Below are 16,200 nucleotides of genomic sequence, written 5' to 3' on the forward strand. Positions count from 1 at the left end.
TGAACGATGAGATTTCAGTATTCCTTTCAGAAAGTTGTAGACTTGAAAACCAACGAAAAGTCACAGGCCGAATGGTTGCTTTCCAGTGCTGTTGGACAATTGCAGGCTGAGGAGCAGACATTAACACAGCTTGTAGGCGAAAGGAATCGGGTCATATCAGCCATTCAAAAGGCTGCCGAGGATTGCGCGCCACTCTCTACCATTCAGGAATTACAGGCTTATGTTAATCATCTGGACCAATGTATTACACGCAAGCATAGGGATGTTCAATATGCGCAGCAAAATGTGCAAAGCAAACAAACCGTTTTGACCGATAAAATGCTGGATGAACAGGTTTGGCTGAAAGCGAGAGAGAAGGCCAACGTGAAATTCCAACAGGAAATGCTCCTGCGCGAGCAGAACGAGCTGGATGAAATGGCTTCCGTGCGATTTGCCATGAAAGCCCGGTAAGCGGAAAGTCATAGGATACGCATATCAGCTGCCTGAGGAGGAAGACGATGGCACAGAAGTTAGCAGAAAATGAACTGGATATGGATTTAGGAAAAGAATCAGGCGGGGGATTTGAACGGTTTATGTTTTTCCTGATTCCGATTGTGTTCACAATCGTTCTGGTCGGGGTCCTGCTTACATTGTTCAATATGGACTTCAGAAGCGAAATGATTTCATTAGGGAACAAAATACCAGTTGTTAAAAATTGGGTGCCTGAACCGAAAGATAAGGCTACCCAGACGAAAGAGGCAGATCAGAAGGCACAGTCTGAAAGTTCTGAAGCAACCATTCAGCAGTTAAAGTCAGATTTAGCCAAGCAGACGGAGGAGCTTAAAAAGGCTACCGCTGCTAAGACGACACAAGATAAAAAGGTTACTGAACTGCAGAATCAGGTCAATACGCTGCAAACGCAACAGGAACAGCAGCCACAGGCCAGTCAGCAGGGACAGGCTGGTACGCAAACTACAGGTGGAACAACAAATGAAGATCCTTATGTAAAACAGGCCAGAGATCTTGCTAGCATGTATGAAGGAATGACAGCTAGTAAAGCGGCACCGATTATGGAGAATCTGACTACGGAAGAGACTGTGCAGCTGCTAAGCTACATGGACCCTGCCAACAGTGCAAAGATTTTGCAAAAGATGGACGCTAAAAAAGCAGCCGATATTACTATGGCTCTGAAAAACGTAACGCCATCTACGGATTTGTCAGTTGCTGCGTTGCAGTCTCGTCTGAAAAAGGATCAAGGTACCACAGCTGGCACGACGAGTAAGAGTTTGCAAAGCACTCAAATCAGTAGCACATTTGCTTCCATGGACAAGAAGAGCGGTGCCGAACTTATTTTACAAACTTACAAAATCAGTCCAGACAAGGCATTAAACATATTAAATACAGTAGATGATTCGACACGTGGTTCTTTACTACAAAATATGTCTGCCAAGGATGCGGCTCAGACTGCAAAAATTTTGAACAAACTGATGGGCAGTAAGTAATTTAAATGAAGGGAGGTGAAAAATAAATGACCCTTATTTCTCAAAGTGTATCGCTCAGCTCCAATCAAACAGCTAGCAGTACGACAGCCTCAACAACGAGTACAGCCACGGCTGCCGGAGCAACCACGGGTGCTTTTAATCAAACACTTACGCAAATGATGACAGGCGGGCAAACGGGCTCAGCAGGCACAGATGCGAACGGTTCTCCATTAGTTATGGTACTTCCGCTGATTGCAACGGGAGAATCCACGGAAGCTCCAACCGAGCCGCTGGTCGAAACACTGGCTCCTTTGCTGCAGAATCTCGAAAAGCTGGATGATCAGGTAGCTGCCGATCCTGCTCTGCTTGCTTCTCTGCAAGCGTGGATTCAGCAAGTACAACAGTTTTTGCAAGGCGACGGAACAAATCAACAGTTAAACGGTGGAGAAACGTCAGAGGCGACAGGCTTAACAGCCTTGGCAGCCAACCCTGCTACTCTTCGATTTGCATTGCAGGACGCTTTGTCACAACTTGCCAATGTAGCAGAGCAGGCTTCTGGAGACCAAAAGTCCCAGGTGGCACAGTTGCTACAATCGCTCCAAAGCGCAACGGCAGGGACGGGAGCTATTTCCGATGAGCAGTGGAATGGTGTAATGAAAGCTGTGGAACTTGCTGATGGTGGGGACTCACAAGCGGTTCAGCCTTCTGCAAATCGAGCAAATGGTACTCAGACCGTAGCTACAGCTACTACAGACAAACAGGTTGTTGTTTCTCAGCAGCAAGCAAGTCAGGGCGAAACTAATCAGCAAGGTTCAGAAGGGCAACGTTCATCAACTAATATTCTCGTTCAGTCTACAGTTAAGACGACTGGAGCGGATGAAGCGAGTGCATTCGTAGATGCAACTGAGCAAGCGGATCCGACAGCAACTGACAATCAGACTCCAGTGATCACAACTGCGGGACAGCTTTCGGTACAAACGCAAGGAACAACACCTTCGGCTCCAGCTCAACCAGTCGTACATGTACGGCAATTTGCCAAGGAGATGACCGAATTTGTAGTGCAGAAACTTGACATTGTAAAACACACTGGTTTGACGGAAGCGACTATCATGCTTCGTCCAGATCATCTGGGCCAGCTGGAGGTTAAGCTGACAATGCAAAATGGTCATCTGGTTGCCCAGTTCATGACTGAGCATAGCGGAGCGAAGGATTTGCTGGAACAGCAAATGTCGCAGCTGCGTTCGAGCCTGCAGAGCCAAGGTATCCAGGTAGATAAGGTAGAAGTAACGCACAATGAGTCGCTTTCCTCCCATATGTATCAGGATGGACGCGGATCTGGAGCTAATCAGCAGCAGCAATCCAACCAACGTTCCAAAGCACGTGGTAGAGAAGAGAGCGAGGATGCTATGAAGGTAGCTGAAATGGCAGAAGAGCTTCGTAACTGGACAGCAGAACAACGCGCAGATGATATGAATCGGACAGGCTCCTTTACAGCACAAGCGTAATGATGGAGGTGAGAACACAATGACGACTACAGACAACAATGTATCCACCAGTAACGTCTGGCCGAATTACAATGTGAATAATGTCAAAACAGCAAGTGCCAAGGATACTAAAACGATGGGTAAAGATCAATTTCTGAAAATTTTGATCACCCAGCTACAAAATCAGGATCCGATGCAGCCTTTGGAGGATAAAGAATTTATCGCTCAAATGGCCCAGTTTTCCTCGGTGGAACAACTGATGAACATTTCTACGCAGTTGAATGCATTGGGACAGTCTTTGGGTACGGCTTCCGGTTTGATAGGAAAAGAAGTCAGCTGGATTGAGGCAGGTAAAAAAGACTCCATTACAGGTGAAGCAGGCGCGGGTACAGTGAAAAGTGGAATCGTGGATTCCATCGTTATTCGCGACGGTGTGCAGTATGCCAAAATGGGAGCGGCTGAGGTAGCATTAAAAGATGTAACATCAGTAAGCCAGGCTAACACAACGACTCCCGCTACAGATACATCGGATACTTCATCTTCTTCCTCTACTGGAAGCGGTGAGAACTCATGAATGACAGGCTAACGGTCGGACGCCTTTTTCCCGCCAACGTGCCCCCGGCAGCAATCTCACAAAACCGAGTGAATTCGGTATCCAAGGATGCCAGACCGTTCGGTCAGGTGTTGCAGGATCAGGTGCTCAAGCTGAGCAATCATGCAGCCAAGCGTCTGGAGCAGCGGGGAATAGAGTTGAGAAGTGACCAAATGGCGAAAATTAACTCTGCTGTGGATAAAGCAGCTGCCAAAGGCGCCAAAGAATCATTGATTTTAATGCAGGATATGGCTTTGATTGTAAGTGTACCTAATCGAACAGTTGTTACCGCGATGGATAAGAAATCCATGGAGGATAGCGTATTTACGCAGATAGATAGTGCTGTAATTATTTCATGAAAAATGTATACGAAGTGGCTGGCCCGAATAGGAAAGCCATGAAAAAGCCGCGGATCGACTGATGCGGTCAACTAAGCAACCAATCAGAGGAGGATTTATACTCAATGTTGAGATCAATGTATTCAGGTGTATCGGGCATGAAGGGCTTTCAAACGAAGCTGGACGTTATCGGTAACAACATTGCAAACGTAAATACTACAGGCTTCAAGTCCAGCCGAGTGATGTTCAAGGATATCTTGAGCCAAACGAGTTCAGGCGCAAGTGCACCAGACGGAACCACAACCGCCGGGCAGAATGCCAAACAGGTAGGTTTGGGGGTATCGGTCAGTTCAATTGATACACTGCACCTTCCAGGTAGTGCAATGACTACGAATAACCCAACGGATTTACGTATTAACGGTGACGGATTTTTCCTGGTCAAAATGAATGATGCACAGGAAGTTCCTTATCTGACTCGTGCGGGCGATTTTCATGTAGACGCGAACCGAAATCTGGTTACATCTGATGGATTTTTCGTAGGAGATGCGGGTGGAGATCCCATCACACTTGCTGACAATGTTACAGCGTTCTCCATCTCACAGGACGGTACAATTGTACAACAATTGGATGACGGAACAGTTGATAATGGCACGCAAATTGGATTAGCCAGAGTCACGAATCCGGAAGGTTTAGAAAAAATCGGCGGGAGCTTGTACCGTACTACGGTCAACTCAAATATTGATGCAATTGAGCCTGGAGTAGCGAACGCAGATGGTCTGGGAGCTATTATCTCAGGTCAGCTGGAAATGTCCAACGTTGATCTGACAGGCGAATTTACCGAAATGATCGTAGCTCAGCGCGGATTCCAAGCGAACTCGCGTATCATTACGACCTCGGATGAAGTGCTTCAGGAAGTTGTAAACTTGAAACGATAATCTCATTTAAACGCGGAGGAGTAGAGGCTCCTCCGCACCTATCAGGAGGTTGGTGTTACGATGATCCCGTTAACGCGGCTGAACGGCTCGCCTATGTGGCTTAATGCGCTGCTCATTGAGACTGTGGAGGAAACACCGGATACATACGTCACTTTGGTGACGGGGAAACGGTTGATTGTATTGGAAAAAGCGGCAGATGTCGTCTCCTTGATCAAGGGTTACAGCCGTGAAATCGGCATGCATGCCGCCACGATAAAAGTGCAACAAATGGAGGAAGACGAATGAAGAAGATGCTGCCATGGCTCATTACAATTTTACTCGCGATTACTTTGATTGCAGGCGCGGCCTTTGTACTTATACCAGCGCTTAGCGGGAAGAAGTCGGAAGTCATACCGAATGCGCAAGCTGCTCAAGCAGAACAACTTCCAAGATTGTCAGCAGATGAATTGGTGGAAGTGAGCTCTGAAATTACCGGTATCAAAACGAATTTGGCAGACGCAGATTACATTGTCCAGATGAACCTATCTTTTCAATTGAACGATGCCAAAGCAAAAGAATCTTTTGAAAAAATCAAAGATATCAGTATTAAGCCCATCGTTATTCAATTACTTGCAGACACCAAACCTGATGAGCTCAGAACGGCTAAAGGCCGGGACCAGTTCAGTGACAAGCTGACGGATCTCATCAACAAGTCGCTCCCTGAAGGTCACCTGGGGAACGCCAAAATTACAGACTTTTTGCTGGCAGCCATTTGATTCCAGGTGAACTTGTCAGGAACACGTAAGGGGGTGAATAACATTGGTGGATGTACTGTCACAAGGGGAAATTGATGCCCTTTTAGCAGCTCTTTCGTCCGGTGAAATGGATGCGGAAGAACTTAAAAAGGAAGATACCCAAAAGAAAGTTCGCGCTTATGATTTTAAAAGAGCGCTTAGGTTTTCCAAGGATCATATACGGAGTCTGACGCGGATACACGAGAACTTTGCACGGTATCTGACCACATATTTTTCAGCGCAGCTTCGTACTTTTGTCCAAATTAATGTCGTTCAGGTGGAGCAGCTTCCTTATGATGAATTCATTCGCTCCATTCCGAAAATGACCATTCTGAACATTTTTGAAGCTGAACCGCTGGAAGGCCGTATGGTGCTTGAGGTTCACCCGAACGTTGCTTATGCCATGTTGGACAGGCTACTCGGAGGAACAGGTTCGGCACCGTCAAAGGTTGCTGCGTTGACCGAAATCGAGACGACGATCATGGAGCGAATTTTCAGTCGTACCTTTGATAGCCTGCAAGAGGCTTGGAAAACGGTACTGGACATTGAACCGCGCCTAGAGGCGATGGAAACAAATCCGCAGTTCATGCAGATTGTTTCGCCGAATGAAACGATTGCTCTGATTTCGCTTAGCACCAAAATTGGTGATACCACAGGGATGATTAACCTCTGTATCCCGCACGTGGTATTGGAACCCATTATGGCCAGACTGTCCACGCACCAGTGGTTTACATCCGAAAAGAAATCAAGGGCGCCCGAAGAGATCGACGCCTTGAGATTACGGGTCACCAAAGCAGAGCTCCCTATTATTGCGGAGTTGGGTGAATCCCGAATAAATGTAGCCGAGTTTCTGGGTCTTTCGGTAGGGGATGTCATTTCATTGAACAAGCCTGTCAAAGAAGGACTATCCATCCGGGTAGGCGAGAAATTGAAGTTTATGGGAAGTCCCGGCATGGTAAGAGATCGTGTTGCCGTACAAATTGATGAAATTGTCAACGAAGGAGTTGAAGAAATTGACGAGTAAAGACTATTTGTCCCAGGAGGAAATCGATGCCTTGCTGAAACAGTCTGAAGCGGGGACGGATTCTACTCCCGCCAACAAGACCGTTGACGATTTTCTGACTCCTCTGGAGCAGGATGCTCTCGGGGAAATCGGTAATATAACGTTCGGCAGCGCAGCTACGGCTCTTTCCACACTGCTCGGTCAAAAGGTGGATATTACGACACCTAAAGTTTCAATTATTACCCGTTCTGAATTTGAAACTGCATTTCCAAAGCCACACGTAGCTGTACATGTAAATTATGTTGATGGATTCGAGGGTATTAACTCACTCGTAATCAAAAAGCGTGATGCACAAGTGATAGCTGACTTAATGCTTGGTGGTGAAGGAAACCCAGTAGATGAAGAATTGAATGAAATCCACATCAGTGCCGTGCAGGAAGCGATGAACCAGATGATGGGGTCGTCGGCGACCTCTATGTCTACCATGTTTAATCGTTTTGTTAATATCTCTCCACCGGGGATTGATATTTTGGATCCTATGCACGGTGATGGAGTATCCAGTCTGCCGGATGAAGAGACGCTCATTACAGTATCCTTCCGTTTATTGATCGGGGATCTTATTGACTCTACGCTGATGCAACTGTTACCTGTTAATTTCGCCAAAAAAATGGTGAGCATCCTAATGAATGGCGGAGAGGATGAGGAACAACCGCAAGCGTCCGCACAGCAGGTAGCTGCAACAGCAGCTCCTGAAGCGCCGCAACAAGCTAGCGTTCCGCAGCAACCGCCTGCACCAGCCTATCAGCAGCAGCCTGCAGCCGCGCAGGCGCCACAAGACGCAGGCTATGGGCAACAACCGCCAATGTATCCTCAAGACCCGGGATATGGGCAGCAGGGCGCTCCAGGCTATGGAACACCGGGTTATGGAATGCCAGCTGGTGTACCGCCGCAAGCTCCTTACGGAACGCCTCATCACTACGGCGCAGTACCGGGACGTAATGTAAATGTACAACCTGTACAATTTTCTAACTTGCAGTCCGGTGCATTTGCGCAAGTGGATGAAAACAATTTAAATTTATTGATGGACATTCCCCTTAGAGTCACCGTAGAATTAGGAAGGACCCAAAAGCAAATTAAAGATATACTAGAGCTCTCACAAGGTTCAATTATTGAACTGGACAAGCTTGCCGGGGAGCCGGTGGACATTTTGGTTAACAACAAACTGATTGCCAAGGGCGAGGTTGTCGTAATCGACGAGAACTTTGGCGTGCGTGTAACAGATATTGTAAGCCAATGGGACCGTATTCAAAAATTACAATAAAAGCATAATTTAGGGAGGATTTATTTCAGATGGCAAACCGTATTTTGATCGTGGACGATGCTGCATTTATGAGAATGATGATTCGGGACATCCTGTCCAAAAATGGATTTGAAGTAGTAGGAGAGGCCCAGGACGGATCACAGGCCATTGAAAAATTCAAGGAGCTTCGTCCGGACCTGATTACGATGGATATCACGATGCCTGAAATGGACGGCATTGCCGCTCTGAAGGAAATCAAACAAATTGACGCGAACGCAAAGGTTATCATGTGTTCCGCGATGGGTCAGCAAGCAATGGTTATTGATGCCATTCAAGCTGGCGCAAAAGATTTTATCGTTAAGCCTTTCCAATCGGATCGGGTTATCGAAGCCATCAACAAAACACTGGGTGTGTAAGGCGCACCCAGTATGGATACACAACAGGGTGCCTCTGACGCATTGAGTACATCCAGCAATATAGGCAACATTGCCTGGGTCCTTTTCGTGCTAATCTTTATCATCGTACTGATCGTGTACTTGATACGGTTTTTGAGTAAAAGAAATCAGAGCTGGTTCAGCAACCGCTCCGTTCGCATACTGGGAGGCGTGGGACTTGGTCCCAATAAATCCCTTCAGCTTGTTGAAGTTGGTAGCAGTGTGTACCTCATTGGTGTGGGAGAAGATATCCGGCTTGTTGACAAAGTATCCGATCCTGAAGAAGTGGAGCAAATTTTGGCCGCACTGGAGCAAGAAGCTTCTCTGCAGCGCGGCCCGATTGCCCCGCTATTCGCTAAAATTGCGGATAAGCTTCGCCGGAACAACGCGGCACAGCAGCAGTCTGAAGAGGAGACATCTTTTCACGAGATGTTTGAATCCAAGCTTCGGCAAATGCCGAATCGCAAGGATAAACTTGAAAAGCTGCGCAATGAGGAGAATACTACAGATCGGTCGGGAGATTCATGAGAAAAAAGATTATACTTGCATGTTTGCTGCTTGTCTTGTTCAGCTTCATTTCGGTGACGGCGGCCTCTGCGGAACCGATTCCGAACATTGATATTCAAGTCGGCAATTCGGACAAAGGACAGCCCGGTGCCACCTCGCTGTCTATTATTTTACTTATTACTGTCATTAGTGTAGCGCCGGCGTTGCTTGTACTTATGACAAGTTTTACGCGAATTGTGATTGTGCTTGGCTTTGTGCGAACTTCGCTGGGAACCCAGCAGATGCCGCCTAATCAGGTGCTTGTCGGGCTGGCTTTGTTTCTCACTTTATTCATTATGGCACCGACGTTCTCAGCTATGAATGAAACTGCACTTCAGCCGTATCTCAAGGGGGATATAACACAGTCTCAGGCGCTGGATAAGGCATCGGTACCGATCAAGACCTTTATGTTCTCTCATACACGTGAGAAGGATCTACTGCTCTTTATGAAATACACCAAGATGGAAAAGCCAAAGAATTATCAGGATATTCCACTAACGGTGATGGTTCCGGCTTATGCAATCAGTGAGTTGAAGACGGCATTTCAGATGGGCTTTATGATTTTCATACCGTTTTTAGTTATAGACATTGTGGTGTCGAGTACACTCATGGCTATGGGGATGATGATGCTACCACCAGTAATGATTTCACTTCCTTTTAAGATACTGCTTTTCGTACTTGTAGATGGTTGGTATTTGGTTGTCAAATCATTGCTTCTGAGTTTTAACACATGAATACTTCATGCAAGGACAGCAATCAAGGAGGACGGCAATGACTTCGGAGTTTATTATTTCCCTGGCTGGGCAAGCGGTGTACATTGTACTCAAGGTGAGCGCTCCGATGCTGATTTTGGGGCTAGTCGTGGGTTTGATTATCAGCATTTTTCAGGCGACAACCCAAATTCAGGAGCAAACACTGGCCTTTGTTCCGAAGATTGTCGCCGTATTGCTGGCATTGCTTTTGTTCGGGCCCTGGATATTGACCACATTAGTGGACTTTACGTATAACATTCTGGACAATTTGTACAAATATATAGGTTAGGCTGAATGTTATGAACATATTGTTACAGAGTTTTCCTGTTTTTTTGCTGATTTTTTGTCGGATTACCTCATTTTTTGTAGTAGCGCCTATTTTTTCAACCCGAGGGGTACCTAATATCTTTAAGGTCGGAATTTCAGGATTTCTAGCTTTGGTCGTGTATCTTACATATGGTACGCATCAACAGGTACCGACCGATGTAGCGTATGTGCTCTTAGTGGGCCGTGAAGTGCTGATTGGGTTGTTATTGGGGTTTACTGCATATCTGTTCATGACAGCGATCCAAACCGCAGGTTCTTTTATAGACCTACAGGTGGGTTTCGGAATGGCGAGTGTGTTTGATCCTATGACAGGGGCTTCAACGCCTTTAACGGGGAATTTTAAGTTTGCCATAGCTGTATTGTTCTTTTTAAGTATAAATGGGCACCATCATCTGCTAAATGCTATCTTATACAGCTATGATTGGGTACCGTTGACAAATGATTTTTTTGTAAAGCTGTATGGTGGCAGTGTAACTGAATTCCTGGTACGTTCTTTTGCGGAATCATTTATGCTTGCTTTTCAAATTGCTGCTCCCATTGTAGTGGCTACCTTTTTAACAGATGTGGGACTCGGTTTTTTAGCTAAAACAGCGCCACAATTCAACATTTTTGTTATTGGTGTACCTCTTAAAATTATTGTGGGACTGTTCATGTTACTGCTTCTCATGCCAAGTTTTGCTTTTATATTCGAAAGATTGTTTTCTGTGATGTTCGAATCCATGCGCAACTTGTTGGATATTATGGGTAATCGTCCTTAATGTCTGGTCTGGAGGAACGTAGTTTGTCATTTAAATATGCTATGAACCTGCAGTTGTTCTCAGGGGAAAAAACGGAAAAAGCTACACCCAAAAAGAAACAGGATGCAAGACAAAAAGGGCAGGTTGCCAAAAGTATGGAGTTGCCCGCCGCTGGTGTCCTGCTGGTTACGTTTTTTTGCCTCATGATTTTCGGCGGGTATTTTAAGGATCATGCAGTTCGACTATTTCGAGATATTTTTGTGAATCGGCTCTCTATGGAGGTAACGCCGAACACAACGCTGCTGATGATGGGTGAGTACGGCGTGCAAATCTTGATTATGCTGGCACCTATTTTTATTGGGGCTATTGTCATCGGGATAGTAGCAAATTACATGCAGATCGGTTTTTTATTAACCGGAGAGGGCATTACGCCCAAGTTTAGCAAGATTGATCCGATTAAAGGATTCAAAAATATTTTTTCCATGAGGTCATTGGTTGAATTCCTGAAATCTGTTTTAAAGATGACCGTAATTGGTTATCTGGTGTACAGCGTACTCTGGAAAACAAAGGCTGACCTACCCAAACTAGCTGAAATGTCCGGCGATCAGATGTTGAGCTTTACAGCTTCATTAACAATGGAACTGGGACTCAAAATTGGTGTGGTGCTGTTCGTTTTAGCGGTGTTGGATTATATGTATCAACGTTACGAGCATGAGAAAAACCTGAAAATGTCCAAGCAGGACATTAAGGATGAATACAAGAAAATGGAGGGTGACCCGCTGATCAAGGGGAAAATTCGCGAGCGTCAGCGCCGTATGGCTATGCAGCGTATGATGCAGGAGGTTCCTAATGCAGATGTCATCATCACCAACCCTACGCACTTTGCTGTGGCATTGAAATATGACGGTTCGGAGATGGAAGCGCCGCAGATTATTGCGAAAGGGCAAGATTACGTTGCACTCCGAATTAAAGAAATTGCCAAGCAAAACGGCGTAATAACGATGGAAAACAAGCCGCTGGCGCGGGCGCTGTTTCAACGAGCCGAAATCGGGGATGCGATACCAGCTGATCTGTTCCAGGCCGTTGCCGAAGTGCTGGCGTATGTATATAAATTAAAAGGTAAAGTGAAATAAAGGGATCGGAGGGCTAGAGACCCGTGAAAATAAAAGAAATAACTGTCCTTGCAGGCGTCATCGGTATCGTTCTTATGATGATTCTCCCGATCCCATCATGGCTGCTGGATATCCTACTCGTCATTAATATTTCTATTGCTTTGATGATTCTACTCGTTTCTATGAACACGAAGGAAGCATTACAGTTCTCTATTTTCCCTTCATTGTTGCTCATTACAACGTTGTTTCGATTGGCACTTAATATTTCTACAACCAAACTTATTTTAGGTGAGGGCCATGCAGGGGAAGTAGTTGCTACGTTTGGTAGTTGGATTGCAGGAGGGCAAATTGCCGTCGGTTTTGTTGTCTTTCTCATTCTCGTGGTCGTACAGTTCATTGTTATCACCAAGGGATCTGAGCGGGTTGCTGAGGTAGGCGCACGGTTTACGTTGGATGCGATGCCGGGTAAACAAATGAGTATTGATGCTGATCTGAATGCAGGTTTGATCAATGAGCAGCAAGCCCGTGAACGACGCAGTAAAATTGAACGGGAAGCAGATTTTTACGGAGCGATGGATGGTGCGAGTAAATTCGTTAAAGGTGATGCCATTGCTAGTATTATCATTTTGATCATTAACTTGGTCGGTGGCTTTATTATCGGTATGGCCGTTCAGGGAAAAGGATTTCAAGAGGCGCTGTCGACTTATTCTGTTCTCACCATCGGTGACGGACTGGTCAGCCAGATTCCCGCACTGCTCATATCCACGGCGTCAGGCTTGATTGTTACGCGGGCTACGTCGGATGGCAACTTGGCGGAGGATTTAACTGGACAGCTCTTTTCTTATCCAAAACTGATCTACATTGTGGCAGCCACAATTGCATTATTGGGACTTTTCACACCTATTCATATCATTACAACTCTTCCACTGGCGATACTGCTGTTTTTCGCGGCTCGAAGAATGCAGGGCAATATGGAGCGCAAGCAGATAGCCGATGAGCAGCTGGAAGAGGAGCAACAAATTGAAGAAGTCCGTAGTCCGGAAAGTGTCATTAATCTGCTTCAAGTAGATCCAATTGAATTTGAATTTGGATACGGGTTAATTCCGCTGGCGGATACACAGCAGGGCGGGGATTTATTGGATCGGATTATTATGATCCGTCGTCAATGTGCTTTGGAGCTGGGTTTGGTTGTGCCGGTCATTCGTATTCGGGACAACATTCAGCTCAAGCCTAACGAGTATGTAATTAAAATTAAAGGTAATACCGTGGGCGGCGGAGAGCTTCTGTTAAATCATTACCTGGCTATGAGTCCAGGATACGACGATGATTCTATTACAGGAATCGAAACGACGGAACCAGCCTTCGGATTACCTGCGCTCTGGATTGATGAGAACACCAAGGATGTTGCGGAACTATCGGGTTATACCGTAGTGGATCCACCTTCAGTTGTAGCTACTCATCTTACGGAGACGATCAAGAAACATGCTCATGAGTTGCTTGGCAGACAGGAAACACGGTCGCTGGTCGACAATCTCAAAGAGAATTATCCAGTGCTGGTGGACGACCTTATTCCTTCTGTGCTTGCGATTGGGGATGTACAAAAAGTGCTGGCCAAGCTGTTGAAAGAAAAAATCTCCATTCGCGATATGGTGACTATTTTCGAAACATTAGCTGACTACGGCACTTATACAAAAGATCCCGACGTGCTGACTGAATATGTCCGTCAGGCGTTGTCCCGCCAGATTACGCAGCAATTTGCCCAACAAGGGGAGACGTTACGCGTTATTACAGTGGGACCAGGATTGGAGAAGAAAATTGCTGAAAGCGTGCAACAGTCGGAGCAAGGTAGCTATTTGGCTCTTGATCCGGTGTCTACGCAAACGGTGTATCAAAGAATGATGGAGCAAATCAACCGCCTTATTCAATCTGGACAGCAGCCTATTGTGTTAACGTCACCGACAATTCGTATGTATTTGCGGCAAGTGATGGAGCGGACGATGCAGGATGTCCCGGTGCTGTCGTACAGTGAGCTGGAGCCGAACGTTGAAATTCAAAGTGTCGGGGTGGTGAACTTATGAGAGTGAAACGATATGTAGTGGATACCATGCCAGAAGCTATGCTGCAAATCAGGGGTGACTTAGGAACAGACGCCGTCATTTTAAGTACAAAAGAAATGAAGGTCGGCGGTTTCATGGGAATGTTCAGTAAAAAGAAAATCGAAGTGGTTGCTGCGGTAGAGGAGAAGCAACCTCAAAAGCCACGACGGTTTGGGCCCTCTTCACAAGAACTTGCCCAGGCGGCTTCACCTCTAATGAACGCTCCTGAACAGCCAGAAAAATCATTTATGTCTGTGGTTCCCAGACAAGCTGCTCCAGAAGCTTATCGACGGGTAACGCAGATGACGGGTGGTTCCAAAGAAGAACAAGCTGAATTAACGATTAATGAAGAACAAGCTGCTTCAGCAACTGAGCATTTGTCATCTAGGTCTGCAAATAATCTGGAGACTATATCTCAAGCACTTGATCATGAAGCATTGCTTTCGAACATGAAATCATCCAGTGAACTGTTTAAACAGCCCATTGAAGTAAGTGCTCCAGATAAGAGCGGAGTAGAAGAAAATCAGGCTCTGCTTAATGAATTGCGGGAAATGAAAGCCATGATGACTCGGTTTTCCCGAAATTCTTCATTGGAAAGTACTTGGCCGGAGCCGTTGCAAGAGATTTGTGAGCGTGTACTGGAGCAGGAAGTGGAACGTGATTTACTGGAGTATTGGCTCGAACAGGTATATGTGCGTCGGAGTGAGCACCCTTTTGCGCCTGAAACTTTTGATTGGGAACAAGCCTTTCGTGAGGAAGTGGCCAGTTTTATTCAGACAAGACTGGACAAAGGGATCTCTAAAGATACCAAAATTGTGTATGTGGCAGGTCCTACCGGAGTAGGGAAAACGACAACCATTGCCAAGTTAGCAGCAGAGCAGTTGTTTAAGCATCATCGCAAAGTTGGATTTATTACTTCTGACACGTACCGGATTTCAGCCGTCGAGCAACTGCGTACATATGCTACGATTTTGAATGTACCGCTTGAAGTTGTGCAATCTCCTGGTGACGTCCACAGAGCCATTCAACGTCTGGAACATTGTGACCTGATCCTCATGGATACCGCAGGACGAAATTATCGTAATGAATTACTTGTTTCGGAACTGCAAAGTCTGCTTTCGCCTATTAATGAAAGTGAGACGTATCTGGTACTCAGTCTGACATCCAAAAGTAAAGATATGCTCAATATAACTGGACATTTCAGTAAGTTTGGTCTTGGTAAGGTTGTATTTACTAAGATGGACGAGACAGGTAGCTGTGGTGGGATATTTAACCTTTTGCATCATTTTCCGATGCAGCTGGCTTATATTACCAATGGACAAAATGTTCCTGACGACCTGCTTCATCCCGATGCAGAAATGGTGACAAGCATGCTGCTTGGACCCAAAGCATCAACAGGAGTTAACGGAGATTCCATATGAGTGACCAAGCCCAATCACTTAGACAAATGGCTTCTTCATTGGATAAATATCGATTGCCCCCACGTAATCGTCAAGCAAAAATTATAACGATCACCAGTGGTAAAGGCGGGGTGGGCAAATCCAATTTCACGCTGAACTTTGCTCTGGCTCTGCAATCCCTTGGTCGAAAGGTACTTGTGTTTGATGCTGATATAGGTATGGCCAATATTGATGTATTAATGGGAGCCAATTCACAATACAATCTTCTTCACCTGCTAAAACGTGAGAAATCAATTGATGAAATTATTCAAACGGGTGTAGGTGGTTTGCCCTATATAGCTGGAGGATCGGGCTTGAGCGAATTGTTTACGTTATCGGATAACGATCTGAATTATTTTGCCGAAGAAGTAGAGAAAATGGCGGCAGATATGGATTACATTTTATTTGATACAGGTGCAGGTTTATCTAAAGAAAACCTTAAATTCATCACTTCAGCTGACGAATGCCTGGTCGTAACCACACCGGAACCTACGTCCTTAACAGATGCGTATGCGCTAATTAAAGTCGTCAGCGGGTTACAAAAGGATACGGCATTCAAAATTATAGTCAATCGTGCCGATAACGATAATGAGGCCCGTCAAGTTGCCGATAAGATCGCACTGGTTGCGAAACGCTTTTTGGAGATCGAAATCCCGTTGCTTGGACATATCAGTGATGATACTCATGTCATGCAAGCAGTCAAAAGGCAAGTACCTTTTATGGTTGCTTTTCCGGGATGTGCGGCTTCAAGAGATGTATTGAATCTGGCACACCGTTTTGCAGCAATGCCACAGATTCCGCAATCAGGTGCATTGAGTGGAATTAAAGGGTTTATGCAAAAATGGTTGCGGCGTTCTGTACATTGATTTTGA

Annotated in this window: 19 protein-coding genes; all 19 read left to right on the forward strand. The window is 45.8% G+C overall.

All coding sequences use genetic code 11. From position 1 onward, the window contains the following. Positions 1-6 precede the first annotated feature (6 nt). The 19 genes from fliJ to JOE49_RS15460 all read left to right on the forward strand — a co-directional run bounded on the left by fliJ (position 7) and on the right by JOE49_RS15460 (position 16,194). Entirely contained in the window at positions 7-450 is a 444-nt protein-coding gene (fliJ, locus tag JOE49_RS15370; RefSeq protein WP_013309890.1) for a flagellar export protein FliJ, read from the forward strand. Positions 451-497: 47 nt separating this feature from the next. After that, positions 498-1,481 (forward strand): magnesium transporter MgtE N-terminal domain-containing protein, encoded by a 984-nt coding sequence (locus JOE49_RS15375; protein WP_028542724.1) that lies wholly within the window; start codon positions 498-500, stop codon positions 1,479-1,481. A 26-nt stretch (positions 1,482-1,507) separates the two neighbouring features. Further along, positions 1,508-2,965 (forward strand): flagellar hook-length control protein FliK, encoded by a 1,458-nt coding sequence (locus JOE49_RS15380; protein WP_209941752.1) that lies wholly within the window; start codon positions 1,508-1,510, stop codon positions 2,963-2,965. A gap of 19 nt (positions 2,966-2,984) precedes the next feature. Beyond that, positions 2,985-3,518 (forward strand): flagellar hook capping FlgD N-terminal domain-containing protein, encoded by a 534-nt coding sequence (locus tag JOE49_RS15385; RefSeq protein ID WP_053325259.1) that lies wholly within the window; start codon positions 2,985-2,987, stop codon positions 3,516-3,518. Next, a complete protein-coding gene (locus JOE49_RS15390) occupies positions 3,515-3,895 on the forward strand; it encodes a TIGR02530 family flagellar biosynthesis protein (RefSeq protein WP_209941754.1) in 381 nt (126 codons plus the stop codon). The genes JOE49_RS15385 and JOE49_RS15390 overlap by 4 nt, the downstream gene beginning before the upstream one ends. A gap of 104 nt (positions 3,896-3,999) precedes the next feature. After that, positions 4,000-4,809, forward strand: a complete 810-nt coding sequence (gene flgG, locus JOE49_RS15395; protein ID WP_025723727.1) for a flagellar basal body rod protein FlgG — start codon at positions 4,000-4,002, stop codon at positions 4,807-4,809. Between the two features lie 60 nt (positions 4,810-4,869). Beyond that, positions 4,870-5,094 carry a flagellar FlbD family protein gene (locus tag JOE49_RS15400; protein ID WP_013309896.1) on the forward strand — a complete coding sequence of 75 codons (225 nt, stop codon included), beginning with the start codon at positions 4,870-4,872 and terminating at the stop codon, positions 5,092-5,094. Then, positions 5,091-5,564 carry a flagellar basal body-associated FliL family protein gene (locus tag JOE49_RS15405; RefSeq protein ID WP_023988194.1) on the forward strand — a complete coding sequence of 158 codons (474 nt, stop codon included), beginning with the start codon at positions 5,091-5,093 and terminating at the stop codon, positions 5,562-5,564. Before JOE49_RS15400 ends, JOE49_RS15405 begins: the two co-directional genes overlap by 4 nt. A 43-nt stretch (positions 5,565-5,607) precedes the next feature. Further along, entirely contained in the window at positions 5,608-6,606 is a 999-nt protein-coding gene (fliM, locus tag JOE49_RS15410) for a flagellar motor switch protein FliM (RefSeq protein WP_023988195.1), read from the forward strand. Beyond that, positions 6,596-7,906: a flagellar motor switch phosphatase FliY gene (gene fliY / locus JOE49_RS15415; RefSeq protein WP_053325261.1), complete on the forward strand. Its 1,311-nt coding sequence runs from the start codon at positions 6,596-6,598 to the stop codon at positions 7,904-7,906. The genes fliM and fliY overlap by 11 nt, the downstream gene beginning before the upstream one ends. 29 nt (positions 7,907-7,935) lie before the next feature. Beyond that, positions 7,936-8,301, forward strand: a complete 366-nt coding sequence (locus JOE49_RS15420; protein WP_010346372.1) for a response regulator — start codon at positions 7,936-7,938, stop codon at positions 8,299-8,301. A gap of 12 nt (positions 8,302-8,313) precedes the next feature. Next, a complete protein-coding gene (locus JOE49_RS15425; protein ID WP_209941756.1) occupies positions 8,314-8,847 on the forward strand; it encodes a flagellar biosynthetic protein FliO in 534 nt (177 codons plus the stop codon). Continuing rightward, a complete protein-coding gene (fliP, locus tag JOE49_RS15430; RefSeq protein WP_013309901.1) occupies positions 8,844-9,599 on the forward strand; it encodes a flagellar type III secretion system pore protein FliP in 756 nt (251 codons plus the stop codon). The genes JOE49_RS15425 and fliP overlap by 4 nt, the downstream gene beginning before the upstream one ends. Positions 9,600-9,636: 37 nt before the next feature. Beyond that, the gene (fliQ, locus tag JOE49_RS15435; RefSeq protein ID WP_007430038.1) at positions 9,637-9,906 is read left to right on the forward strand and encodes a flagellar biosynthesis protein FliQ; all 270 of its coding nucleotides are present in this window, start codon (positions 9,637-9,639) and stop codon (positions 9,904-9,906) included. A 10-nt stretch (positions 9,907-9,916) separates the two neighbouring features. Further along, positions 9,917-10,702 carry a flagellar biosynthetic protein FliR gene (gene fliR / locus JOE49_RS15440; RefSeq protein ID WP_023988198.1) on the forward strand — a complete coding sequence of 262 codons (786 nt, stop codon included), beginning with the start codon at positions 9,917-9,919 and terminating at the stop codon, positions 10,700-10,702. Next, entirely contained in the window at positions 10,702-11,814 is a 1,113-nt protein-coding gene (gene flhB / locus JOE49_RS15445; RefSeq protein ID WP_023988199.1) for a flagellar biosynthesis protein FlhB, read from the forward strand. The genes fliR and flhB overlap by 1 nt, the downstream gene beginning before the upstream one ends. 23 nt (positions 11,815-11,837) lie before the next feature. Further along, positions 11,838-13,871: a flagellar biosynthesis protein FlhA gene (gene flhA, locus JOE49_RS15450; protein ID WP_016820963.1), complete on the forward strand. Its 2,034-nt coding sequence runs from the start codon at positions 11,838-11,840 to the stop codon at positions 13,869-13,871. After that, positions 13,868-15,310 carry a flagellar biosynthesis GTPase FlhF gene (gene flhF, locus JOE49_RS15455; RefSeq protein WP_209941758.1) on the forward strand — a complete coding sequence of 481 codons (1,443 nt, stop codon included), beginning with the start codon at positions 13,868-13,870 and terminating at the stop codon, positions 15,308-15,310. The genes flhA and flhF overlap by 4 nt, the downstream gene beginning before the upstream one ends. Continuing rightward, positions 15,307-16,194 carry a MinD/ParA family protein gene (locus JOE49_RS15460; RefSeq protein WP_209941760.1) on the forward strand — a complete coding sequence of 296 codons (888 nt, stop codon included), beginning with the start codon at positions 15,307-15,309 and terminating at the stop codon, positions 16,192-16,194. The genes flhF and JOE49_RS15460 overlap by 4 nt, the downstream gene beginning before the upstream one ends. The last annotated feature ends 6 nt before the right edge of the window (positions 16,195-16,200 follow it).

It is taken from the genome of Paenibacillus sp. PvR133 (assembly GCF_017833155.1).
Classification (GTDB): domain Bacteria; phylum Bacillota; class Bacilli; order Paenibacillales; family Paenibacillaceae; genus Paenibacillus; species Paenibacillus polymyxa_B.